The sequence below is a fragment of the Shewanella inventionis genome, assembly GCF_014641855.1.
GTDB classification, from domain to species: Bacteria; Pseudomonadota; Gammaproteobacteria; order Enterobacterales; family Shewanellaceae; genus Shewanella; species Shewanella inventionis.
The window spans coordinates 84,600-109,059 of sequence record NZ_BMII01000006.1 but is presented as its reverse complement, the minus strand read 5'-3'; the positions used below and the strand labels follow the sequence as shown (position 1 = coordinate 109,059).

The following is a 24,460-nucleotide window of genomic DNA, read 5'->3' as shown; positions in this document are numbered from 1 at the left end:
GGCAGCCTTGGCTGCCGTTTTGTGTTGATATCTCTTTGCCATTAATGTGGGTATAATAGTGACAAATTTATTGAGCACGCACGGTCCATGACACAAGCAAATAACCCACTTCACGGCATAAAGCTAGAAACTATCGTCACCCAACTGGTTGAAAAATATGGTTGGGAAGAATTAGCGTCTAGAATCAACATTATGTGTTTTAAAGATAACCCAAGTGTTAAATCAAGCTTGAAGTTTTTACGAAAAACACCTTGGGCGCGTGACAAAGTTGAATACTTGTACCTTAAAACGAATAAGTTACCACTTCCACCACCAAAAGATGACACACGCAAACCCGCCATCAAGGTTCAACATGGCGTAAAAACATCTAAACCAGTTAACAAATCAGCCTCAGCGAAAACAGCTGAACCGACCAAGCCCGTCAATGCTGATATTTGGGGCAAAGGTTAATACCATTTCCATTAATTATGTGACAACTCAACAATCTCTGATAATTTTTTTATCCTGATCGGTAAAACTTAGACAAAAAGTGCTAATAATTCAGCACTTTTTGGATAGAAATAACACAGTTTGATTAATAGCACTTACTTTACAGTGGAAACCCAAATATTAAGCGCCACACTTTAAGCCCGCCGCCAACTTGATAACTCAAACCAAAATGATCAATTTCGACACTGTCTAGGCCAATGGCCGCAAAGGTTAACGGTTTAGAAAAAGCCAACGTTGTGCCTATTTCGTAGGTGTAGGATGTCAGCACATCTTCGCCGACGGGTGTCACAAATTTTAATTGATTAAAATACCAATGGCCTGCAACAAACACCCGAGGCTCAACCCAAATATCATCCCACTGCCAACCGTAATTAACCCCAACATCTACACCGGTTTTTAATACTGAGTAGCCTTCGGTGCCGTCATTTTGATTGCTTTTATATCCAGCATAATAAATGCGGTTAACCCACACAGGGTTATACTCCGCAGGGCCAAAGCGGTACAAACTCGACAGCCCTGTTGAGTAAATACCCACATGGCTGTGTGTAGAGAAATTATGCCCATACCCGAGATCAAAATACGACTCCAGAGTCAATTTCTCGTCCACCAGCCAATGATATTCAATGCCGGGAGTCACGGTCAGTGTACCAACACTTTTAGGCAAACTGCCACCAGGCAAGTCGTTAAAAGAGTAGTCAAAAAAACCAAACGAAGTCGATAAGCGAAACTTAAGAAGATGGCTGTCGGACCCTTCTAAATCAAAGCCTAAAGGGACATTAACCACGGCAGCACTTTGGCCTGACGTACGATAAACACCACTGCCAAGATAATTAGCAAACGCATAATGGGAAGCGTCGGGTTCTGAACTGATGAGCTCATCGGCTAACACATGACAACTTATGCTATAGCCGATGAAAGCGCAGACTGATAAAACGAGGCGGTTTGGTGCCAAAAAAGAAAACCTTGATTGAGTCGATGGTGATAAATCCAAAAGCCAAAGATGACGCTCGGGTTTCATTGCCATAAGATTACGGTTCGTTTTTCCTATTCATCGTTGAAATGATGTTCAGACATCATATGGCCAAGCTCAGTAGACTTGGTTTTTAAATATGACTCATTATAACGGTTTTTGCCCACTTGCAATGGTATACGCTCAACCACTTCAATGCCCACATTTTGCATGGCCATCACTTTACGAGGGTTGTTTGTCATTAAGCTGACTTTTTCTACGCCAATTTGTTTAAGCATAGGCGCTATCATGTCGTATTTACGCATGTCGGCTTCAAAGCCTAAACGTTCATTGGCTTCAACCGTGTTAGCACCGCCGTCTTGTAGTTCATAAGCACGGATTTTATTTAATAAGCCAATACCACGACCTTCTTGACGCAAATACAACAAAAAACCCTGGCCTTTCTCGGCAATGGATTGCATCGCTGATTGTAATTGGAAACCACAGTCACAACGCAAACTAAATAAAGCATCACCCGTTAAACATTCTGAGTGAATACGACCTAACATCGCTTGTGTGGGATCAAGCTGACCAAATGTCAACGCAACATGTTCTTTACCTGTAGCGGTTTCTTCAAAACCATGCATGTCAAACACTCCCCAAGGAGTGGGTAATTTAGATGTTGCGATATATTTTATCGACATGAATTAACCTTACGACAACTAACTGTAAAAGAAAATATTAAAACTGAGTAGGAGCAAAGCCTGTGACTTCTTTAATGCCCATTTCACGACCAAGAGCCGTTAAAGGGTGCACAACAACTAAACCTTTAACCGATTTAGTCAACTTACCCATGTCAGCCTGTTCTGCTTTTGTGATTGCACGCTTAAAACCAAGCGCTTTTAATGCAACACTCTCTTTGCTTAACTCGCGAGTTTGCTGACCTTTTACACTGGCAATACGTTTAGTGACAGTGGCAATTTCTTTCTTAAACTGCATGACAACCGTGGCATCACCACGCTGTTCTGCCGCGGCTAATTTGCGACGAAACTTATCTAATTTGTCATTTAATGTTTGCAGTTCTTGCTTTAAATTCATTTGGTTACCTTAAATACTTTAGTGTGTTATTGAAGAAGCGATACTTAGCTATGCCTCACAACACCTTTTCGGATGCAGATTATATACCCAAACCTACCTAATATGCGACAACCAAACTACGCATATATGGCTACTAAGACAATTTTTCTTCCCACAAAGATAACCCACCTTTAAAAATCGATTAGAGGTTTTGCTGTCTTGTCTTTTACGCCTGATCCAAACCAGTTATTGCATTACAAACGCCAGCATCCGAAATCACAAATAACTAACAATAAAGCTACTCCATTATAAAAATTAACAACTTATGCAACAGGTTATGATGATGTTGCAGCCAATCAGCTTAAAAATAGCGCAAATAAACTTCTTGTTAGCGTTTTTGCCACATGATGACTCAAATTCAATTGCAATCTTTATGATAATCATTATCATTCGCAAAATCATTAAACGAGGTATCCACTATGACATCGCTACGATTATCTTTACTTGCTCTTGCTTGCCAAAGTATTTTATTTCCTATTTATGCACACGCGCAAACACCTAATGACTCGAGTACTGAAACGCAACCCACTGCACAAGACTATGAACGTATTACTGTATACGGTCGTCAAAACCAGGTAGTGATGAATTCCGGTTTAGCAACAAAATCAGACATGTCTTTGATGGAGACTCCCGCGGCGGTTGTCATTGTTGATGAAGCACTCATTGATGAGCAGGGCATTAGTAACATGAAAGATCTAGTGCGTAACATCAGTGGCGTGACCCAAGCAGGTAATAATTATGGTATTGGCGACAACCTTGTCATCCGCGGTTTAGGAGCCAATTACACCTTTGATGGCATGTACGGCGGCGCCGGCCTTGGCAATACATTTAACCCAACCCGCTCCCTCACCAATGTTAATTCAGTTGAAGTATTAAAAGGCCCTGCCACAGGCTTATACGGCATGGGTAGCGCTGGCGGTGTGATTAACTTAATCGAAAAAAAACCAGAGTTTGAAAGCAAACATGTTATTGAAGCCGAAGTTGGACAATGGGACAGCTATTCACTAATGGCCGACAGTACGGGAGGCATAACCGATGATGTTGCCTATCGCGTGGTTGCAAAAAGCGCCCGCAGTGACGGCTATCGCGATCTTGGCACAGACAGAGATGAAGTCTACGGCTCATTAAAATTTGTTGTAGATGACAGTCAAAATCTGATGTTCTCTACTGCCTATATCAAAGACGCTATTCCTGTCGACTCCATTGGTCACCCTATTCGTATTTATAACGCTGCATCGGTTGACGGTAAAACCGCTGACGAAGTGACATGGGAAGATTTGGTTAACGACCCAACCAGCAGTGGCGTGCAACTTACCGATGAGCAGCGTCAACAACTTGCAGACTCGCTCAGTGCTAGTGATGGCCAAACCCCCTACGACTTTGGCCATAATGGTTTGATTTCCCCGATGGCAAAAGATAACGAAAGCGAAGAATTACGCTTTAAACTTACCCACAACATATACTTAACTGACGACCTATTCTTAAATCAGCAATTGCAATATCGTAATTATGAAACGGGTTTTGCTCGCCAAACAGGTGCATATAATTACGTTTACTGGCAACGCAATGGTGTCATTAATGCAGATCCCCGTGCACCATTAGTTGAAGATGACGTACTGTATCCCTATGCAGCTCGTCGTCAGGAATACCGTAAAGTCACAGCAGATGAAAAGTCATGGCAATATTTTGCCGATCTGCGTTACGACTTTGACATTGGCAACATTGAAAACGAATTATTGGTTAACGCTAACTTTGAAGACCGAACAATTCGATTTAAACAGTCGTCAATATGGGATGCCGATTACGTATTAAAAGACAGTAACGGTGACGTAAGCTACCAAGGAACGCTCCCCTATATTTATGATATCCGCGATCCTAATTGGGCCGAAGGTGATTTTGAAGATTACGACCCTCTAGTGACCAGTAATTACAATAAGTCAGTCAGTGCATGGGGGCTTGGAGTGCAGCATGTGGGATATTTAGGTGCAGGCTTTACCAGCCGAGTGGGTGTTGCCTTCAATGAGATCAGGCAAACCTATAAGCATTTAGGCGTCGATTCTCGATATAGCAGTAGCCTGGCAGAGCCACAGCCAGAAGCAGATACCACAGACAACGGTATTACTTACAACCTTGGTTTAACGTACATGCCAACTGATGATATCTCTATTTTTGTTAATCACTCTAAAGGTCGAACAGCCTACAGTGTATTGGGCGATGTAACAGGCACAGAAGCCGACCGAGATGATTCTGAATCAATCAGTAACGACCTTGGCGTACGTTTTAAAGCATTTGAAGACCAGCTACTGGCATCATTAGTGTTTTTTAAATCTTCACGTACCAATATTGCCTACAGTAACCCAGATTACGACAGTAGCGCGACGACATCCGATATTGATCCGTATTTTTACGATGGCAGCGAAGACACCAAAGGCGTCGAAATGGACTTAAACGCCTATTTAAGTGAGCAATGGAAGGTCAACATTAATGCTGTGTATCAAGATGCAAGAGACAACCAAAATCCAAACAGTAGCGATTATGGTCAACATCAAAAAGGTGTACCTTACGTAACAGCAAGCACCTGGGTGACTTATGCAGCCGAGTTTGGTTTACCTGCACCTGTATCGATTAGTCTTGGTGCTGAGCATGTTGGCGAGCGAAGCACCAACTCAAGCTCGTTCGGCATTCCTGACGGATACGTCCCAAGCTATACTGTTGTAGACTCTGCAATTAGTTATGATGTTGAACGATATAAAATTCAATTAAATCTCAATAACTTATTTAATAAATCATACTACGAAAAAGCCATGTTCTTAGGTGGATTACCAGGCGAAGAACGTAATGCTAAGTTAACGGTAACCTACCGTATTTAATCAACTTCTCTCAACAACACCAAACAGACCCTAGGGCCTGTTTGGTGTTGTGATGGTATTACTTTATGATGTCTGGCATGGGTCAATTCACTTAATTCCCTTATTTAATACCATAAATGGACAGCATTTCATGACAAACCGTTTATTTAGCGCATATACCTTACCTAATGGTGGCATTATCCCTAATTGTATTGCCAAAGCCGCCATGGAAGAAAACCTCGCCAATGCAAAACAACAACCCGACAGCGCATTGTTTGCGCTTTATGATGCATGGGCAAAAGGTGGCGTAGGGTTAATAATTACTGGCAATGTTATGGTTGACCGTTATGCCATGACAGGTCCTGGGGGCGTTGCGTTAGAGGCCGACAGTGATTTAGCTCCTTTTACACAATGGGCCAGTATTGCCAAGCAAAACAACGCCCGAGTATGGATGCAACTTAACCACCCAGGCAGACAAGTATTTAAGGCTATGGGCGGTAAAAACCTGGCCCCATCAGCCATCGCATTAGATTTAGGCAAGCATTCTTCAATGTTTACGCAGCCTAAAGCAATGAATCATGATGATATTACAGATGTAATTGAACGTTTTGCAACAACAGCAAGCATGGCACAACAGGCCGGATTTGACGGCGTGCAAGTCCATGCTGCACATGGATACTTACTGGCACAGTTTTTATCGCCATTAACCAACAAACGCACCGATGAATGGGGTGGCACACTTGAAAATAGAGCCAAACTTTTATTAGACGTGGTTAAGCAAATAAGACAACGATGTGGCGACACATTTGATATTGCAGTAAAACTTAATTCAGCCGATTTTCAACGCGGTGGATTTGATGTAGAAGATGCAGAGCAAGTCATTAATCTATTGGCCCAATATCACGTCGATGTGGTTGAGCTATCTGGCGGCAGTTATGAAGCACCCGCTATGCAAGGACGAAGTGCCGATGAACGTACCCTCGCCCGTGAAGCATATTTTCTTAGTTTAACCAGTCAATTAGTGGCTAAGTCGCCTATTCCATTAATGCTCACAGGTGGCATACGCCGTAAGGAGATTGCAGAGCAAGTGCTCGATGCCGGCTTTGTAATGTGTGGTATTGCCAGTGCATTGGCTTTTTACCCTAACTTAGCCAACTTATGGCAAACACAGCCAGACTTTAGCCCAACATTACCTCGAGTCGATTGGCAAAATAAAACCCTGGCAGGATTGGCCACCATGGCCATAATTAAACGCCAACTTCGCCGCATGAGCCAAGGAGCAACACCGCAAACAAACGACTCAGCACTATGGAGTTTAGTGGTCGATCAATTTAAAACCAAACAACGCACTAAGCGTTATCGCCATCAACTTGGGATTACTAACGACTAAATCGGTGGATTATCTGATTGCTGCTTCCGCGCCACAATAGCGCGGGATCAGCTTTATCTTGCTCAAACTTTCCGTCAATTAATACATCAACCAGTGCAACCACTGCTTGTTGCGCCTCGCTCAACTCTGCAAGCTGATAACCGCTCCACAGCCAAATGTCTTTATTGGGACATTCACGCTTAACCCGCTTAACTAAATGTAAAATGGTTTCCACGTTAGCTGGGTGAAGCGGATCGCCACCGCTAAGACTTAAGCCTCGGCGTTTTATGCGGTCATCGTTTAAATCTGTAATGATTTGATCTTCAAGCGCTTGAGTATACACATGGCCAGCATCAAGTCGCCAAGTGCTTTGGTTATAACAGCCTTTACAAGCGTGTTCACACCCACTGACAAATAACGTACAGCGGGTACCTTCACCGTTAACAACATCAACACTATGGTATGCACTGTAATGCATTACAAATGTTTCACTCTGCGTTTAACTTCTTCTTGCTTACCAAAGTTAAATGGCCTGGCATCAGGGCTGCCTAAATAGCCACACACACGGCGAGTCACTGACACGCGGCTGGGTTCATGGTTACCGCATTTAGGACACACAAACCCTTTGCTGGTACAGTTAAATTCACCAATAAAGCCACAATCATAACACTCATCAATGGGCGTGTTCGTGCCATAATATGGCACTCGGCTGTAACTGTATTCCCACACATTTTCTAACGCTTCAATATTATGTTGCATGTTGGGGTATTCGCCGTAACAAATAAACCCACCATTAGCGATTGCCGGATAAGGTTGTTCAAAGTCGATTTTATCAAACGGGTTAACTTTCTTTTCAACATCTAAATGGAAACTATTGGTGTAATAGCCTTTATCTGTCACCCCAGCAACCACCCCAAACTGCGCCGTATCAAGCTGGCAAAAGCGACTGCATAAGTTCTCACTAGGTGTGCTGTATAAGCTAAAGCCGTAACCGGTTTCTTGCTTCCACGACTCAGTCGCTTGCTTAAGTTTACTGATGATCGCCACCGCTTTTGCCCGTAATGCGGCATCATCAAACACATGCTTGTCGTGACCATAAATAGCATTGATGGTTTCGTGTAACCCAATAAAACCTAATGAAATAGAGGCTCTACCGTGTTTAAAAATCTCGCTTATATCGTCATCTGCTTTTAAGCGAACACCACAGGCCCCCTCCATATACAAAATTGGAGCCACTCGCGCCTTAACCCCTTCTAAACGCGCAATGCGGGTATCTAGCGCTTTGCGCGCGATTAATAAACGTTGATCGAGTAGCTGATAAAAGCGCTGTTCATCATTACCTGCTTCTAACGCGATACGAGGTAAGTTTAAGCTCACTACCCCTAAATTATTGCGTCCTTCATGAACCAACTGCCCATTTTCTTCATAGGCACCCAAAAATGAGCGACATCCCATTGGGGTTTTAAATGAACCCGTGACTTTCACCACTTGATCGTAATTCAAAATATCGGGATACATACGCATACTAGAACAGGTCAGCGCCATCTTTTTAATGTCGTAATTACTGTCTTGGGCTTTATGATTAACCCCATCTTTAATAGCAAAAACCAGTTTGGGAAACACTGCCGTTTTACGGTTTTTGCCCAAACCCGCCATGCGCACTGTTAAAATAGATTTTTGAATTAACCGCGATTCCCATGATGTGCCTAAACCAAAACCAAAGGTCACAAATGGAGTTTGTCCGTTAGCGGTATGCAACGTATTCACTTCGTATTCTAGCGATTGGAAAGCATCGTGACATTCTTTCTCGGTTTGGGTCATGGCAAAACCCGCTTCGTCAGCTATTTGCCATTTTTTAGCCACAGCAAGATGTTTTTGATAACTTTTTTGTACAAACTCAGCCAACACCTCGTCAATGCGGTTAATCGTTGTACCGCCATAAATATGGCTGGCCACTTGGGCAATAATCTGTGCCGTAACGGCTGTAGCAGTAGAAATTGATTTAGGCGTGTCTATTTCAGCGTTGCCCATTTTAAAACCATGAGTCAACATGCCCGCTAAATCAATGAGCATGCAGTTAAACATTGGGAAAAAAGGCGCATAATCTAAATCGTGGTAATGAATCTCGCCTTTTTCATGGGCAGCGACCACATCTTTTGGTAATAGGTGAGTTTTGGCGTAATGTTTTGCCACAATGCCGGCTAACAAATCCCGTTGAGTTGGGATCACTTTGGCATCTTTATTGGCATTTTCATTTAAAATAGCACTGTCAGATTGCTCAACTAAACCACGAATAGCACAATTTAACTTACTTTTAGCTTCACGGTGTTTGTCGCGATCGTGGCGATACTCAATATAATGACGAGCAACAGACTTAAACGGCCCCGACATTAATAAATTTTCAACCGCATCTTGTAGCTCATGTATATCAACTTGCGTGCGCTCGGCCATCTGTAGCTGTATAGCTTTGGCTAATTCCAGTGCATATTGATCATCTGCTTGCCCCGCAGAATCCATTGCAGCTAACACCGCATCTTTGATGCGACTTGCGTCAAACGCAGTACGGCATCCATCCCTTTTCACCACAACTAGCATACGACCCACCTTTTATAAATGCCGCAAAACACTATATATTGGCACAAAATAAATAAACAACACTATATGGTGTGTATTAGGCGCTATAACGGGATACGTTTCTTTGATCCAGATCATAAGAAAGCAGACTGGTAAAGATTAAGACAAATTGCAGTTAACCGTAGTGAAAAAATAAAAGCGACAGCAGGCCATACATTAAGCAATAACCTGCTGCAAAATATTAACGACTCGACAACGTCGCCTTAAGTAAATGGGCAATATCTTGTACCGCAACTTCTCCGGCTTTAATCGCTTCTTTGGCTCGATGAAACTCCATAGTGCCAATATCAACCACATCAGGCACGATATAAATATCTGGTGGCTCGCCCATTAGTCGCGACCGTTTATGTCTTTGCTCTAAAATGTCCATCGACTGAGACATAACAGCTATCATGCCCGGGTGAGATTTACCGCCACCAAGGGAAAACTTGTCCGTTAGGTCACTCATATAATCTTTACCTTTGCCCCACAAATCCATAAAGCCAGACTCTAACTGTGGTTTTTCAGTAACAGGTTGAGATTTTTTAGGCTCACGGCTTTTTAATTGTTCAGGCATCATGTGCATGTGACCACGACGATGACCATTTAGATCAACCGCAATAACAATATCTACGCCCATTGCCCGGCACAACGAAACGGGCACAGGATTAACCACCGCACCATCAACTAACCAACGGTTATCTTGTTGCACTGGGGGTAAAAAGCCAGGCATAGAACACGATGCCCTTACAGCATGGCGTAAATTTCCCTCTCTAAACCATATTTCTTGGCCAGAATACAGATCGGTAGCCACTGCCGCAAACGGCCTATTTAATTGCTCAATATTGAGATCACCAATGCGATTAGCCAGCACATCGAACACTTTTTGCCCGCTGATTAAGCCCCCCTTACGCCAACCTAAATCCATTAGCCCAAGTACATCCCAGCTAGAAAAGCCGCTTACCCAGGTTTCGAGTTCATCTAAATGATCATTAGCATAAGCAGCGCCAACAAGTGCCCCCACTGAGCAACCCGCAATTTTATCTGGGTATATGTCTAACGATGCTAATCCTTTTAACACGCCAATATGTGCCCAGCCTTTTGCGGCTCCGCTGCCTAACACTAATCCTACGGTCGGCTTTGTCATATTTATTCCTTTCAAACGAGGCATGATTATCATTCAATCAACATCTTTAATGTGCAAATACAATGCAAAGCTAAGATGTTAAAAAATAGCATAACTAAAGCGACTCTTGTTGGCTATAGCACAGTGAAACAGCTATAATCCGTGGCTAACATTTTTTAGGGGATTTACCTTTGCAATTTACCGATTTTCAATTGGACAAGCGCCTGCTTGACAGTTTAAAGCACCTTGGCATTACCACGCCTACCGATGTTCAAGCGCAAGCACTGCCCATTGCCTTATCTGGTAAAGATTTAATGGCTTCGTCTAAAACCGGTTCGGGTAAAACCCTCGCGTTTTTATTACCGGCCATGCAACGTATAATCTCAACGAAAGCCTTGTCGAAAAAAGATCCTCGTGTTTTGGTTTTGTTGCCTACGCGTGAGCTGGCACAACAAGTGTACGGTCAGCTACGTTTATTAGTGGCCAACACCCAATATAAAGCCATTAGCGTACTCGGTGGTGAAAACTTTAACGACCAGGCCAAAGCCCTCGCAAGAGACCCACATTTTATTGTGGCAACCCCAGGCCGGATTGCGGATCATTTACAACAACGTCATTTGTTTTTAAACGGTCTTGAACTGCTCATTCTTGACGAAGCTGACCGTATGCTCGATTTAGGCTTTGCACCACAATTAAAAGCCATTAATGACGCGGCCGATCATAAACGTCGCCAAACCTTAATGTTTTCTGCAACCTTAGATCACGATAGCATTAACGACATTGCAGCAACCTTACTAAAGTCTCCGAGTCACGTTGCTATTGGTGAGTCGTACTCAGAACACAAAGACATTGAACAACGCATTATTTTGGTTGACCATTTAGACCACAAACAAGCGTTATTGCAGCATATTTTAACCCAAGAACAACACAAGCAAGTGATTGTGTTTACCGCAACGCGCTCTGATACAGACCGATTAGCCACATTACTGGCATCACAAGGTTTTGCAACATCGGCATTGAGCGGTGATTTAAAGCAATCTGCACGTAATCACATTATGGATCAGTTTGCACGTGGTCAGTCGCAAATACTGATCACCACTGATGTGGCATCTCGCGGGCTTGATTTAGTTAACGTGTCATTAGTGATTAACTTTGACATGCCAAAATTTGCCGAAGAATACGTCCATCGCATTGGCCGTACAGGTAGAGCGGGTGCTAAAGGTGATGCCATCTCTTTTGTTGGCCCTAAAGACTGGGACAGCTTTAAAAAAGTGCAGCTGTTTTTGCGTAAAAACTTTGAGCCCACAGTAATCGAAGGCATGAAAGCTAAATTTACAGGCCTCAAAGACAAACCGGCAACAGGCAAAACAAACAATGCGCCACAAGGGCGTGCTACGGCCAGTAAAACAAAAACGGCTAAAAAAGCGAAAGCGGCACCTAAGCGTGATAAACGCTTTATCACCAGTGTTGACGTAGGTGACGCACCGATGCGCCGTAAAGCTAAACCGATCCAAATTATTGAAGAAGATAACAGCGCTGAAGACTAAATAAACACTTTAACGCGCACAACATTTAGGATTGCGCTTAAGCGTGATCCATTGAACAACGACACATCAGCGTAAAGCAGGTGTGTGTAAAAACAGTAAGGATTAACATGAAAATTTGTGGTGTAGAATTAAAAGGCGGCGAAGCCATTATCAGCTTGCTCACTTATGAAGGCGAAACCTTCAACGTACCAGCATGCCGTAAAGTGTCGTTTAGCGTGTCAAACTCTAACGAAACAGAAAGTATTCGCGAGTTTCATTTTGCGTTTCATAAATTAATGGAAGATTATAAAGTCGATCACATCGCCATTATTGAACGTGAACAAAAAGGAAAGTTAGCCGGCAGTGCCACTAGCTTTAAACTTGAAGCCGCCATTCAAATCACTGATCTGCCGGTAAGCCTCATTTCACCGGTTGCCATTAAAGAACAGTTAAAACGTAATCCGCCGCAAGTTGATTTTGAATCACTTGACTTAAAACGTGTTCAAAAAAATGCGTTTGATGTGGCTTATGTTCAACATAACCGCATTATTTTTGGTAAAGCATAAACCGCCACATTATGGCGTTACTGCAATAGTTAGTAACGCCTTAATCATCTACATTACCACTCAAATTTAATTGCCTCCCAAGTTGCCCCCATGCCAGACAGCAAACCCAAAAATCGCCAAGCACCGCCAAAAATGCCGCTAAAATCGGCAAGCCAAGCGCTCAAGCCCAAAACAGACTTGAGCACCTTAATCACCAGCGCCGACATTAAACAGCGGCAAAGTGAACTCAGTGCATTACGATTTTTAAGTGGTTATCGCCAAGACATCGTTGAGCAAATACGTCAATTGGTTGATAGCAATGCATTGGGCGCACACTTTTTAAGTCGCTACCCGCGTGTACACGACATCCGTACAGACAAAGCTTTATATGATATGACGATAGGGTTAAAAAACACCTATTTGCGTCAGTCTGATCCATTAGCAAAAGTCATTTTTGACGACAAAATTAATGCCAGCCACCATGCACTTGGGCTACATTCTTATGTTAATCGGCGCCAGGGCAGCAAAGTAAAAGCTAAAAATGAAATCCGTATCTCATCACGCTTAAAATATATCCCGTTTGAACTGCTGCAAATGGTGGTGGTACATGAGCTCGCCCACCTGCGTGAAAAAGATCATAACAAAGCTTTTTATCAACTTTGTACTTTTATGCTGCCAGACTATCACCAACTCGAATTTGATATGCGTGTGTGGCTAGTTGCAGAAGAAGCAGGCCAGTCACCTTATAATTAAGGTACAGATTTGACTAAACCAAACAGAAGGCATTTTAAGATTTAACTCGCCAAGGTGGATTTAAACGATTATCACCCGCCCAATAAAGCTTAAGTTTATTGCCACTTGGGTCAAACAAAACCGCCTCTCGCCATAGATATGCTTCATCTGTGGGTAGCTGAGCAAACTCAATCCCTTTTGCTTGCAAGTCACTTACCCAGCAATCTAACTCTGCATGTTCGAAGTAAATCACCACCCCATTCATCGTCGGTTCAGGCTCTAATGATAGCGAAAAGGTACTCTGCCCTATCGGGCATTCAAAGCGCGCATAATGTGGGGTATCAACGATTAAGGTAAACCCCAAAACTTGATAAAACGCCACCGCCTTATCCATATTCGATACAGGTAATGTTACTTGATTGAGATCCATCGCTTCCCCCTAATTTTTTGGCACTTTGTGATATTCAAGTTTGTTCAATATAAGTGCAACACAAATAAAACACCTACCGAGTTGGTGCTATTAAGTTAAATTCATCGTGACAGTCACAAACTAATCGCTTGATAATATTGAATAAAAAATAATCTTAATACTTGGTATAAATCTTCCAACCTTGATGATGCTGATAAGCTAATCTAACAGCAACAGTCGTTCATTAGCACGCTGTTCATAGTCGATTGGCGCAATAATAGAATCAAATAGCAACACATAGGATTAAAGTCCGCATAGAAAACCTGAATTAAGTACCACAAATAGTGGCTCATCGTATGCCTGTGCATATGACATAGTAGCCTTTGGAGTAACATGTTAAACGCGTTAATCCCACTTTCAGCATTACTCATATCGAATGCATTTTTAATTCTTGGTCATGGATTATTATTGACCTTACTCCCCATCGCAGCCAGTGAATCAGGCTTTAGCGATACACAAGTCGCCTTGACCGGATCTGGCTACTTTTTAGGGTTTGTTTCCGGCTGTTTAGCCACACCCTATATGCTTAAACGAGTTGGTCATATTCGAAGTTTTGCGGTATTAGCTACATGCTACTCAGTGGTCATCTTAGTGTTTCCTTTATTACCTGAGTTTTATAGTTGGATGTTGTTAAGGTTTTTGATAGGAGTAATGATTTCTGGCCTATACATGATCATCGAAAGCTGGTTAAACGGCACGTCTACAGCCAGTAATAGGGGAACAATACTGTCTATCTATACCACACTCAATTTAATCATGGTGATGTGTGGTCAACAACTGTTCAATTTAGGTAGTGAGCGAGAATCGATGCTATACGGTCTCGCAGCCATCTTTATCTCTATCGCCATCATACCTGTGTCATTAACACGTTCATCTGCACCAGCAGTGGTAAAGCAGGTTAAGTTAAATATGCCAAAGGTGTGGCTCCACTCTCATGTTGCATTGATTGGCGCCGTGGTTGCTGGTTTTGTCACAGGTGCATTTTGGGCTTTAGCCCCTATTTATGCTAAAGATAATGGTTTTGACAACATTCAACTCGGTGCATTTTTATCTGCCACCGTGCTTGGCGGAGCATGTTTTCAAGTACCGCTGGGTAAATTGTCTGATAGGTTTGATAGACGCAGTGTTTTAATGTTTACCGCATTAGGTGGCACCATGGTGTCACTAGTGTTTGTTACCCTTCCTTACATTGTCACGACTTTTGGCGGTTGGCCTGCAGCGATATCAGCCTTTTTTTGGGGAGGAACCTGTATGACGCTATATGCAATATGCTTAGCCCATGCGAATGACAACGCCACCGCTGAAGATTTTGTTGAAATAAGCAGCGCTATGCTCATCACTCTGGGATTATCGTCGGCTATTGGTGCCCCCATAGCTTCAGTTGCTATGGGATTATTAGGCGCCAAGGGGTTATATGCTTTTACCAGTTCTTGTTTGGCGATTTTCTTCGTTATCGTATTATTAAGACGTCGCAGCCATATTGCCCCTTCAACACTGGCAACAAAAGAAAGCTTTCGTGCCGTCACCGATATGGCAAGCCCAACCGCATATGAAATGGACCCAAGAACCGAGGTGGATGCGGACAATGTAAAACAATAAACTCAGCGAGCAACTTGCAAGTTAAGTTAAATGACAATTGATAAATAGCATTGCCAAGATAAAACTAATCTTACCTTTTTGCCATTGGATGATTGGGGTTTAACTGAAGTAAATCCCATAGGTTGCCATACAAATCTTCAAACACCGCAACAGTGCCGTAGTCTTGCTCTTGTGGCTCACGTACAAAGTGAATACCTATCGATTTCATCCGCTTGTAATCACGCCAAAAGTCATCGGTATTCAAAAAGATGAATACACGACCACCGGTTTGATTACCTATAAAATCTTGCTGTTCAGGCTTAGACGCCTTAGCCAGTAATATCGCCGCGCCATGAGAGTTTGGCGGTGCTACAACAACCCAGCGTTTATCTTGTTCCGGCTGATAAGTATCTTCGATAAGCTCAAAGTTTAATTTATTGACATAAAAATCGATTGCTTCATCGTAATCTTTTATCACTAGTGCAATATGCACGATATTCTGTTTCATTGTTTTACCTATGGATTTTAAAGCAATCAGCCTGAAAATCTTGATAACCGTGGGTAGCAACCGTATTGGGGAGCTTACTATAAATACTCATACCATCGAAAAGTAGAAACTTAGAGAAATCTCATCGCTGTACTATAAATGCCCAATCCAGATAGTGTAGCAATGTACAAAGAGGCAATATAAACGCTCGTGTTCAAACAAAAAATGCAGCTAATATAGCTGCATTTTTATTCGTTTTGATGATTTAGTCGCTAATGATTAACCTAAATCCATCATCATGGTTCTGCTACGCACTAATGCCTGAAACTCCTGTAATTGCTTTTTAGGCAACACTTTGGCTTCTGCTATATTGGCTTTCATTGCATCCACTGGGCGACCGTTGACAATAAATTCATAATGTAAGTGTGGTCCTGTCGATGCACCTGTATTACCCGATAATGCAATCACTTGACCGCGCGTTACACGTTGGCCTTTTTTGACTAAAAACTTCGACAAATGCAAGTAGCGCGTACGCACTTTATTGTCATGCTCGATCACAATATAGTTACCCGCGAACGCATGCTTAGTCACCATAGTGACAACACCTTCACCTGGGGCAACGACTTTGGTGCCTATCGGTGTCGCAAAGTCGGTGCCATTGTGTGGGCGAATACGGCCTGTAATTGGATGTTTACGCGCCGGATTGAAGTGTGAGGTTAACCGCACTTTACGGTCTAAAGGAATACGCTGAAATGCTGGCGCCAAACTTTGACCGTTAATGTCGTAAAAATTGCCATCGGTATTTTGAAATGCGGTAATATCGCGACGTCCGGTATTGATACGAATACCTTCTATTGATGTCACTCCTGTTGGCTCGCCTTCTACAAACTGATCATTTACCAGTACAGAAAATGTATCACCTGCACGCAGCTCGCGTGAAAAGTTGAGTTTAGACTTAAGTAATGATTCTACTTTTTGAATTTCAGCGGCACTTAGACCTGCATTTTTTGCCGAAACATAAAACGAGCCATTGATTTCACCACCGACAATTCGATTTTGCCAAATACCATCAATGTTGATGTCTTTTACTTCATAACTGCCATCGTCAAAACGGGTAAACACCACTTGATGAGCAGGGTTAAAATACAATTCTAACTTTTCAAGCTCGCCATTGGCGTTATCCCAAAACTGAATACGGTTACCCGGTAATAATGTATCTAAGGCCAGTACTTCTAAGTCTGCTTCTAGCACTTTATACATGGTGCGTTGGTCGATACCGGCCAGTTCAAATAAATGGCTAAGGGTATCACCGCTTTCAATCACTCTATCTAAAATAGGGGTATTTTGTTGAGTGGAAGTAGCAACCTGATTTTGTTGTGCTATGTGTGGCAGTAACGAGTCTATGTCGATAGCCACTGGAATACGTTGTGATGAAAACTCTTGTTGTGTGGGCCATAATAACGCTGCACCGACAACAAATACACTTGCTAGTAATAACTTTTTATGCAAGTTAGGTAAGCTCAGCGAGCTTATATCTGGCCTTTGATAGCCCATAATTTTACTCATTAGCAATGTCTAATCCACCCTAAAAGATGACGCTTTATATTTATTGTTTTTCTTTTACTGCAAATTGTTATTGCGAAGTTAAGCACAAGGAGTTTAACCATCTGCTGTCACATCGTTTTTATCATAAATATGGCCCAATACTTGATACTACGCCGTCCGGTAAAACTGCTTAAAACAAGGACTTTTGCACTCAAAATGCATATCAACGCTCTTTTATATCAAAAAATAGTCATATTACAAATAAAAAATGATATTTAATTAATAATTAATTTGCGGTCGATTACAGTAATTACGGGAGTTTGAAGCCGATCAAGTTGCATTAACAGCAAACTCATTTTGTAATTTACTGATCCCAAGCCCATTCATTTTATTCACTTTTACCTGCACGCTAATTCGTTCTTTCATGGCTTCAATATGGCTAATCACACCTATCATTTTGCCCGAGGCGTTCAAATTATCGAGTGCATCTAATGCGGTATCTAATGTTTGGCTATCCAAAGTACCAAAGCCTTCATCTAAAAACAGTGAGTCAATGCTCGTTTTATGACTAACAAGATCAGAAAGCGCCAATGCAAGGGCTAAACTCACTAAAAAGCTTTCTCCCCCCGACAAGGTTCGGGTATCTCTAACGGCATCACCTTGCCAGGTATCTAGCACTTGTAGCTCAAGCGCATCTGACTCTTTACGCTCTAATAAATAGCGTCCTTGAAGCCGTTCAAGCTGCCGATTCGCCAGAGCGACTAAATGGTCTAAAGTAAGGCCTTGGGCAAACTTACGGAACTTATCGCCCTTTTGTGAACCTATTAACGAATGTAAGCAAGCCAAGTCATCGTATTCTTGTTGCAATTGGGCCAACTCAATTAGCAGTTGTTGCTGGCCAGCTCGTTTGCTCGCATCTTGCTCAAGCTCGTGAGTTAATCGCCACAGCATCTGTTTATCATGCTGGAGCTGTGTTGTTATGGTTTGTTGTTGCTGCTGAGATTCATGAACATGTTGACCATGGTATTGTTTTTGCTCGCCAAGTTCGGCGAGCTCGGTTTGGCGTAAACTGGCTTGCTCAACAATGGTGTTTGCTTTAACAATGTCATTGTCGAGTTGTTGTTTAAGTTGTTGTAACTTTTGTCGCGCTTGCGGCGTCAACCTTGCTTGTTTAAAAGCAGCTTCATCGGCAAATGGACTGTCTTGCAAAGCAGTTTGCCATTGTTGCTGTAATTGTTGATATTCTGCCGTGGCATCGTTAGCCTGCACAGTAATACTGTGCTGTTGTGCTTGTAAGCTGGTTAACTGTTTATCGGCAAGCTGCACTTGTTGCTCTATCGCCGCTAAAGTTTGTTGTCCCTGCTCTAATACTTGTTGACTGTGAGATTTTTCATCGTCAATGACCTTGTCGCCAAATATGGCTTGGCGCTGTGCTTTGACATTATCGAGCTGAGCTTGAGCTTGGCTCACTTGTTCTGTGATTAATGCTAGTTTCGCGGTGATGTCCGTTATCTGTTGCTGACTTGCTGCAAGCTTTTCAGTGGTAATTGATAACGCTTGCTGGTTTTCTACCGCCTGTAGCTGCGCGTGAGTCCATGCATCAAGCTGCTGTTGCAATTGTGCTAACCAGTTTGTAGCTTGAGTTATATCAGGGGCGCTAAGGCCGCAGGCATTAATGTGTGACGTCACTAACTCAATCATGTCTGCTTGTTGCTGGTTTAACGCTTCCAGCTGTTGCTGCTGCGCTAACATCGACTGCTGCACATTTTCTCGCTGTTGTTGCAATAACTCTTGCTGGTTTATCAGTTTACTGAGCGCTTGCTCTGCTTGTACAAAAGCGTGCTGATGTTGATGTAAGGTTTTCTGGCTTTGATTAATCTGCTCTATGGTCGATGCTAACTGTTGTTGTTTATTTTCAGCATCAGCAAGATAAGCGGCTAAGGATGAGTTAGATTGCAATGTTAAAGGCAGAGAAACATTGAGTGCTTGTGTTTGTTGCAGCCATTGTGTTTGTGTTGCTTGTATTTGCGATTGAGCCTGACTTAATTGTTTTTGAACATGCTCTTGATTCACTTGCATCGCTGTTTGCTGGTTTTTTAACTCTTCCCCTTGCTGTTTAATCGCATCTAATTCGATTTGTAGCTGCTGGGCACGCAACTCAGTTGCAGTTACATTGAGTGTTTCATATTTCTCAATCAAGGGATGTTCGGTCGAACCGCACAGTGCACAAGGTTCACCTGCTTTTAACTTGGCTCTTTGTGCACTCAAACTGGCAATTTGCTGCTCTTGTTGCAGTAACATTTGCACATCTTTGTATTGCAGATTTTTATCACTCCACTGGGCTCTTACTGCGGTAAGCGATTGAGCTACTGCTAATGACTCTTCGTCAATCTGTGCCAATTGACTGGTTAAGGTTTGGTATTGCTGCTGTTGTTGTTCAAACTGGATAAACAATTGGCTTAGCTGATAACGATGAGTTTGTTGCTGCAATAATTGTTGGTATTGCGCATTTATCTTCGTTTCATCTTGCCCAGCTAACAACGTGGTTAATGCACCTTGGCTGGCCGTGTGTTGTGCCGATGTTTGCGCGAAATCAGCCTGCGCTTGGCTTATTTTAGGAGCGCTCTGTGTTAACGCTTTTTCGGTTTCATTTAGGGTCAGCTTTTGTTTATCTAACTGTTGCTTAACACCTTCACCTTGCTGACTTAATTGTATAATCTGCTGATACTGGTTTTGCCATGCGGCAAATTTTTTGGCCACTTCTTGCCCTTGAGGCAGGCTGTCAAGTTGCTGGGTTATTTGTTGTTTAGCGGCTGTTAATGTCGCTTGTTGATCCAATAATGCTTGCTGTTGTTTAATCGCTTCTTGTTGCTGCTGCTCTGTTTGTTGCTGGCTTGACGTCACTTGCGATAATTGGAAACTTAGCTGGGCAATTTGTTGATCTAAAGGCAGGACTTGCTTATCGATTAAAGTCAGTAGTGCGTTATGTGCTTTGCTAACCTCATTAAGCTGCTGCTGGCTTTTACTATGTTGCTGTTTATAAGTGGTTAACGCGGTATCCGCTTGCTGCGTTTGTTGTGTCAACGTAGCTATTTGTGCCGTTAAATTGGCCACTTTGGTTTGCGCTAAGACTTGTTGGTCAAACAAGGGAGAAATCTGCTGAGCCGGTTCGCTATGCGCTAGTTGAGCGAGTGCTTCACTGTGCTGTTGTTGCTGCAACAGTGCTTGCTGATGCAGCGCTTTAGCCTGAGCAAGGTTGTTGTTAGCTTGTGTAGTGTTGTCTGCCCAGGTTAATAATTCGTTGAGCTTAGAAAGCTGCTGTTGCTGCGCATCTAATGATTGATCCAGCTGTTTAATTTGTATCTCTTGTGCTGCACGCTGAGTGTCATCTAACAGCTCTACGCTGCCAAGCTTGGCTTCTAACACCTTTAAATTGGTTTTGGCATCGCTAAAGTGTTGATGCACTCGAGCTGAAATTAAGCTGTATATTTCTGTGCCAGTCAGTTCTTCTAATAATTCTGCTCGCTCGTTGGCTTCTGCATTTAAAAAGGCGGCAAACTGTCCTTGAGATAACATCATCGACTTAGTAAAACGCGCAAAATCAAGCCCGGTGATTTCTTCTACCAACTCTGTTTTACGTTTAATCTGACTGGCAAGAATTTTTCCATCACTCAGTAAGGCTAATTCGACTTGAGCATCTTGTAAATTGCCGTCTGCTTTATCACGTGATCGGCGCTGACTCCAAAAAGCACGGTATGCGACACCTTTTACTTCAAATTCAACTTCCGCTAAACACTCAGCTGTGCCACGGGTCATTAATTCGTTTGTGTTTTTTGAAATAGTATTTAACCGCGGAGTGCGGTGGTATAGCGCTAAACAAATTGCATCTAAAATGGTTGTTTTACCTGCGCCCGTTGGGCCTGTAATGGCAAACAAGCCATTTTCAGCAAACGGTGATTGGGTAAAATCGATTTTCCATTCATTTTTTAGTGAATTAATGTTTTTAAAACGTAGGCTTAAGATTTTCATTATGCTTGACCTTCTTGCTCACGCTTTTGATCCATTGACTCGTGAAGTACATGGCTGGCAGCTGAGTCTTGTTGATTGATTTCTGACTCTACTTCCGACACAACCTGGCTAAATTGCTGCTTCATGCGAGCAAGCTGAGCTTGTTGTGAGGGAGTATCAAACTGCTCTTGCGCTAATCGTCTTGCAAAGACTTCATTCACACTGAGCTCTGATAAGGTCTCATTATCAAGTTGCTTAATGTGTTGTTGTCGTTGGCTTCTAGCGCGTTTAAGTTGTAATACTTCAACGGCTTTATCTTGAGTCATGTCGGCAATGCGTGATTGCAAATCAGACAAATAATCTTGCTGCGACACTTCAATACTTAACCAAGTTGTTGCCGTGCCCTGTGCATTTGCAGCAAACGTATTTAATTGTTGCGCTATACTGTCTAAATCACCTTTTAACACCTGCATCGCTTGAAACATTGGCACCATAAGCGGCGTAACGTGCGCAAGTTTATTATCAGTAAACTCAACCAAAAATACGGATTTTTTAGCATCGTTTTGGCTTGTTAACTCATCAAAGCTTAACGCTATTGGCGAGCCGCTATAACGAATGTGTTCAGATTTTGCCACCACTTGTGGGCGATGAATGTGCCCTAAGGCAATGTAGTCGGCAGGCGGAAAATGCGCCGCATTAAAGGCATCTAAACTGCCAATATAAATGTCTCGAACCGACTCTGATGTACTGGCTCCTACTGTCGTTAAATGGCCTGTTGCAATGATTGGCACGGGTGATGAAAGTGAAGCATTTAACACGGTTGCCTGCTCAAAGCAGCGCTGATACAAATCACTAATGGCAGCCCCTAGCTTGTGCTGCTTATCTGTTGATGATTCACCAGACTCACTCAACACAATGTCACGAGGGCGAAGATAAGGAAGACCGCACAAAATGGCGCCAAGCTCTCCCTGCCGGCTTTTAAGCGGTAATACATGTTCACTCACTTGCTCAAACGCCCCAGGGATAACAGTGGTATTAAGGCAAGCTAATAGATGCCGTGATTCATTTAACGTTGATACGGAGTCATGGTTGCCACCCAAAATAATCAGCTTGCAACCCGTTTGTTGAATCTGAACAATAAATTGATTGTATAACGCGCGAGCATAGCTTGGCGGTGTTCCTGTATCAAAAATATCACCGGCTACAATGAGGGCATCAACTTGATTAGTATCAATTTGATCAAGTAACCACGCCATAAAAGCTTCATGCTCTGCTGCACGGCTTTTGCCATAAAAATATTGCCCTAAATGCCAGTCTGATGTGTGAATAATGCGCATAACATCCCTTTAATGAAAACTAACTTTAATGAACAGTTTGCTGCCCTGTTACATGTATTGCGACCAGAGTAATTTAAGGCTCATACCCAGTGACATTATCACCACCAACGGCTTAATAATTTTAACACCTTTAGTCACCACTAAGCGTGAGCCAAGCGTTGCGCCTATAGATTGCCCTATCAACATAATAAGCCCTAACACCACCACGACTTGGCCACCAATTAAAAAGAAGATTAATGATGCTATGTTAGTCGCAAAATTTAATAACTTAGCGTGAGCTGTAGCTTTAGCCAGTCCAAACCCCGCAAGAGAGACAAAAGCCAATGCAAAAAAACTGCCTGTGCCTGGGCCAAAAAATCCATCATACAAGCCAACACCAAGCGCAGCAGTGAAGGCGAACACAGTGGGGGTGAAAACTTGTTGACGATCATCTTCACTGATCTTTTTAGAAAATAAGAAATAGCACCCTATGGCTAATATTAAAAATGGCAGCACTAACTCAAGCAGCTTAGCGTCAATCATTTGCACAAAAATAGTGCCGATTGCGGCTCCTATAAAAGCACATACCAACGATAACCGAATACTGCGTAAATCAACCATGCCTTTGCGCACAAAATACAAACTGGCAAAAAAACTGCCCCCGCAAGCTTGCAACTTATTGGTACCTAATGCAGCAGCTGGAGGCAGACCAGCCCACATTAATGCGGGTATTGTTAATAAGCCACCACCACCGGCTATGGAGTCAATAAATCCGGCAATTAAAGCAACAGCAAATAAAACAACGGCAAGCTGGAGTGTGAGTTCAAACATGGAGGTTCTCGTTCTTCGCGATAAATGTGTTGTCTGTATGACAATGAGCAAGGCGTTATTAGACAATCTTTAACGTCAAAATACAAAGCGTTCTGTTAATTTATTCACGTTTATTGAATGCATCAACAATTATCCACGATTGCAGTTTGCATAGGCATTGGTATAGTGACCAGCTTAATGAAATTTGCCTCAGGATTTACGATGATTGTCATTACAGGTGCCAGCAGCGGCCTTGGTGCTGCACTTACTCAACACTATGCAGCCGACGATTGCCAACTGCTCATTAGCGGACGTAGCAAACAAAAACTGGCCGCAGTGACCGCGACACTAACCCCAGCACAGCAAGACAAAGTTGTCAGCCAAGTTGCAGATTTGAGTGTTGCTGACGATGTAAGTCGATTATTTTCACAATTATCGACTCCACCCACGACAGTCATTCATTGTGCTGGCAGTGGTTACTTTGGCCCTATCGAACAACAAAACCCACAAGCTATTGATCAGCTCATTAGCAACAACCTCACATCCAGTATTTTAGTATTACGTGAGCTTGTGAGTCGCTATCGCGATCATAAGGTTAATGTTGTGGTGGTGATGTCGACTGCAGCCCTCGCCGGCAAAGCAAATGAGTCAACTTACTGTGCGGTAAAATGGGCGGTAAAAGGCTTAGTTGAGTCGTTAAGGTTAGAGCTAAAAGGTTGCCCAATGAAGTTGATTGCGGTTTACCCTGGCGGAATGGCGACCGATTTTTGGTCTACCAGCGGTAAAGATATTGACACATCAAGCTTTATGACAGCCGATGAAGCTGCGCTGATGCTAAAAAATGCCTTGGTGGCAACGCAGCATGGCTATATTTCTGATTTAACCATTAACCGTGGTTAGCTAAAGCAGTAA

Annotated in this window: 20 protein-coding genes; 8 read left to right on the top strand and 12 right to left on the bottom strand. The window is 42.8% G+C overall.

What is annotated here, in order from left to right; all coding sequences use genetic code 11:
- Window positions 1–87 precede the first annotated feature (87 nt).
- Window positions 88–450, top strand: coding sequence for a VF530 family protein (locus IEW93_RS04985; RefSeq protein WP_188737546.1), 363 nt, complete (start codon window positions 88–90; stop codon window positions 448–450).
- A gap of 139 nt (window positions 451–589) precedes the next feature.
- Here the strand turns inward: IEW93_RS04985 and IEW93_RS04980 are convergent, their stop codons facing one another.
- From IEW93_RS04980 to IEW93_RS04970, 3 genes are all read right to left on the bottom strand, one after another.
- Window positions 590–1,378, bottom strand: a complete 789-nt coding sequence (locus IEW93_RS04980; protein WP_223417167.1) for a hypothetical protein — start codon at window positions 1,376–1,378, stop codon at window positions 590–592.
- Window positions 1,379–1,533: 155 nt separating this feature from the next.
- Window positions 1,534–2,142 (bottom strand): GTP cyclohydrolase II, encoded by a 609-nt coding sequence (ribA, locus tag IEW93_RS04975; protein ID WP_188737543.1) that lies wholly within the window; start codon window positions 2,140–2,142, stop codon window positions 1,534–1,536.
- A 37-nt stretch (window positions 2,143–2,179) separates the two neighbouring features.
- A complete protein-coding gene (locus tag IEW93_RS04970) occupies window positions 2,180–2,536 on the bottom strand; it encodes a YibL family ribosome-associated protein (protein ID WP_188737541.1) in 357 nt (118 codons plus the stop codon).
- A gap of 458 nt (window positions 2,537–2,994) precedes the next feature.
- On the opposite strand from IEW93_RS04970, the gene IEW93_RS04965 reads away from it, so the two are divergent.
- On the top strand, window positions 2,995–5,445 hold the full coding sequence (locus IEW93_RS04965) for a TonB-dependent receptor (protein ID WP_188737539.1): 2,451 nt from the start codon (window positions 2,995–2,997) through the stop codon (window positions 5,443–5,445).
- A gap of 130 nt (window positions 5,446–5,575) precedes the next feature.
- Entirely contained in the window at window positions 5,576–6,814 is a 1,239-nt protein-coding gene (locus tag IEW93_RS04960) for an NADH:flavin oxidoreductase/NADH oxidase family protein (RefSeq protein ID WP_188737537.1), read from the top strand.
- Here IEW93_RS04960 and nrdG read toward each other — a convergent pair.
- The 3 genes from nrdG to rssA form a co-directional block, all read right to left on the bottom strand.
- Window positions 6,804–7,271 carry an anaerobic ribonucleoside-triphosphate reductase-activating protein gene (gene nrdG, locus IEW93_RS04955; protein WP_188737535.1) on the bottom strand — a complete coding sequence of 156 codons (468 nt, stop codon included), beginning with the start codon at window positions 7,269–7,271 and terminating at the stop codon, window positions 6,804–6,806. The genes IEW93_RS04960 and nrdG overlap by 11 nt on opposite strands.
- Window positions 7,271–9,388, bottom strand: coding sequence for an anaerobic ribonucleoside-triphosphate reductase (gene nrdD, locus IEW93_RS04950; RefSeq protein ID WP_188737531.1), 2,118 nt, complete (start codon window positions 9,386–9,388; stop codon window positions 7,271–7,273). Before nrdD ends, nrdG begins: the two co-directional genes overlap by 1 nt.
- 220 nt (window positions 9,389–9,608) lie before the next feature.
- Window positions 9,609–10,553 (bottom strand): patatin-like phospholipase RssA, encoded by a 945-nt coding sequence (rssA, locus tag IEW93_RS04945; protein ID WP_188737529.1) that lies wholly within the window; start codon window positions 10,551–10,553, stop codon window positions 9,609–9,611.
- Window positions 10,554–10,723: 170 nt separating this feature from the next.
- On the opposite strand from rssA, the gene IEW93_RS04940 reads away from it, so the two are divergent.
- The 3 genes from IEW93_RS04940 (at window position 10,724) to IEW93_RS04930 (ending at window position 13,356) form a co-directional block, all read left to right on the top strand.
- Window positions 10,724–12,079: a DEAD/DEAH box helicase gene (locus IEW93_RS04940; protein ID WP_188737527.1), complete on the top strand. Its 1,356-nt coding sequence runs from the start codon at window positions 10,724–10,726 to the stop codon at window positions 12,077–12,079.
- A 107-nt stretch (window positions 12,080–12,186) separates the two neighbouring features.
- The gene (locus IEW93_RS04935) at window positions 12,187–12,624 is read left to right on the top strand and encodes a DUF3010 family protein (RefSeq protein ID WP_188737525.1); all 438 of its coding nucleotides are present in this window, start codon (window positions 12,187–12,189) and stop codon (window positions 12,622–12,624) included.
- Window positions 12,625–12,756: 132 nt separating this feature from the next.
- Window positions 12,757–13,356, top strand: a complete 600-nt coding sequence (locus IEW93_RS04930; protein WP_188737654.1) for a M48 metallopeptidase family protein — start codon at window positions 12,757–12,759, stop codon at window positions 13,354–13,356.
- Between the two features lie 34 nt (window positions 13,357–13,390).
- Here IEW93_RS04930 and IEW93_RS04925 read toward each other — a convergent pair whose 3' ends face one another.
- On the bottom strand, window positions 13,391–13,765 hold the full coding sequence (locus tag IEW93_RS04925; protein WP_188737523.1) for a VOC family protein: 375 nt from the start codon (window positions 13,763–13,765) through the stop codon (window positions 13,391–13,393).
- 372 nt (window positions 13,766–14,137) lie between these two features.
- Here IEW93_RS04925 and IEW93_RS04920 point away from each other — a divergent pair, with 372 nt between their 5' ends.
- On the top strand, window positions 14,138–15,403 hold the full coding sequence (locus IEW93_RS04920; RefSeq protein WP_188737521.1) for an MFS transporter: 1,266 nt from the start codon (window positions 14,138–14,140) through the stop codon (window positions 15,401–15,403).
- Window positions 15,404–15,473: 70 nt separating this feature from the next.
- Here the strand turns inward: IEW93_RS04920 and IEW93_RS04915 are convergent, their stop codons facing one another.
- From IEW93_RS04915 to IEW93_RS04895, 5 genes are all read right to left on the bottom strand, one after another.
- On the bottom strand, window positions 15,474–15,890 hold the full coding sequence (locus tag IEW93_RS04915; RefSeq protein ID WP_188737519.1) for a VOC family protein: 417 nt from the start codon (window positions 15,888–15,890) through the stop codon (window positions 15,474–15,476).
- A 258-nt stretch (window positions 15,891–16,148) separates the two neighbouring features.
- Entirely contained in the window at window positions 16,149–17,435 is a 1,287-nt protein-coding gene (locus IEW93_RS04910) for a peptidoglycan DD-metalloendopeptidase family protein (RefSeq protein WP_373284875.1), read from the bottom strand.
- Between the two features lie 309 nt (window positions 17,436–17,744).
- Complete coding sequence (locus IEW93_RS04905; protein ID WP_188737516.1) at window positions 17,745–21,443, bottom strand: AAA family ATPase; 3,699 nt, start codon at window positions 21,441–21,443, stop codon at window positions 17,745–17,747.
- Window positions 21,443–22,759: an exonuclease subunit SbcD gene (gene sbcD / locus IEW93_RS04900; protein ID WP_188737514.1), complete on the bottom strand. Its 1,317-nt coding sequence runs from the start codon at window positions 22,757–22,759 to the stop codon at window positions 21,443–21,445. Before sbcD ends, IEW93_RS04905 begins: the two co-directional genes overlap by 1 nt.
- A gap of 48 nt (window positions 22,760–22,807) precedes the next feature.
- On the bottom strand, window positions 22,808–23,569 hold the full coding sequence (locus IEW93_RS04895) for a TSUP family transporter (RefSeq protein ID WP_188737512.1): 762 nt from the start codon (window positions 23,567–23,569) through the stop codon (window positions 22,808–22,810).
- A 201-nt stretch (window positions 23,570–23,770) separates the two neighbouring features.
- Here IEW93_RS04895 and IEW93_RS04890 point away from each other — a divergent pair, with 201 nt between their 5' ends.
- Entirely contained in the window at window positions 23,771–24,448 is a 678-nt protein-coding gene (locus IEW93_RS04890) for an SDR family NAD(P)-dependent oxidoreductase (RefSeq protein WP_188737510.1), read from the top strand.
- Window positions 24,449–24,460: the final 12 nt, after the last annotated feature.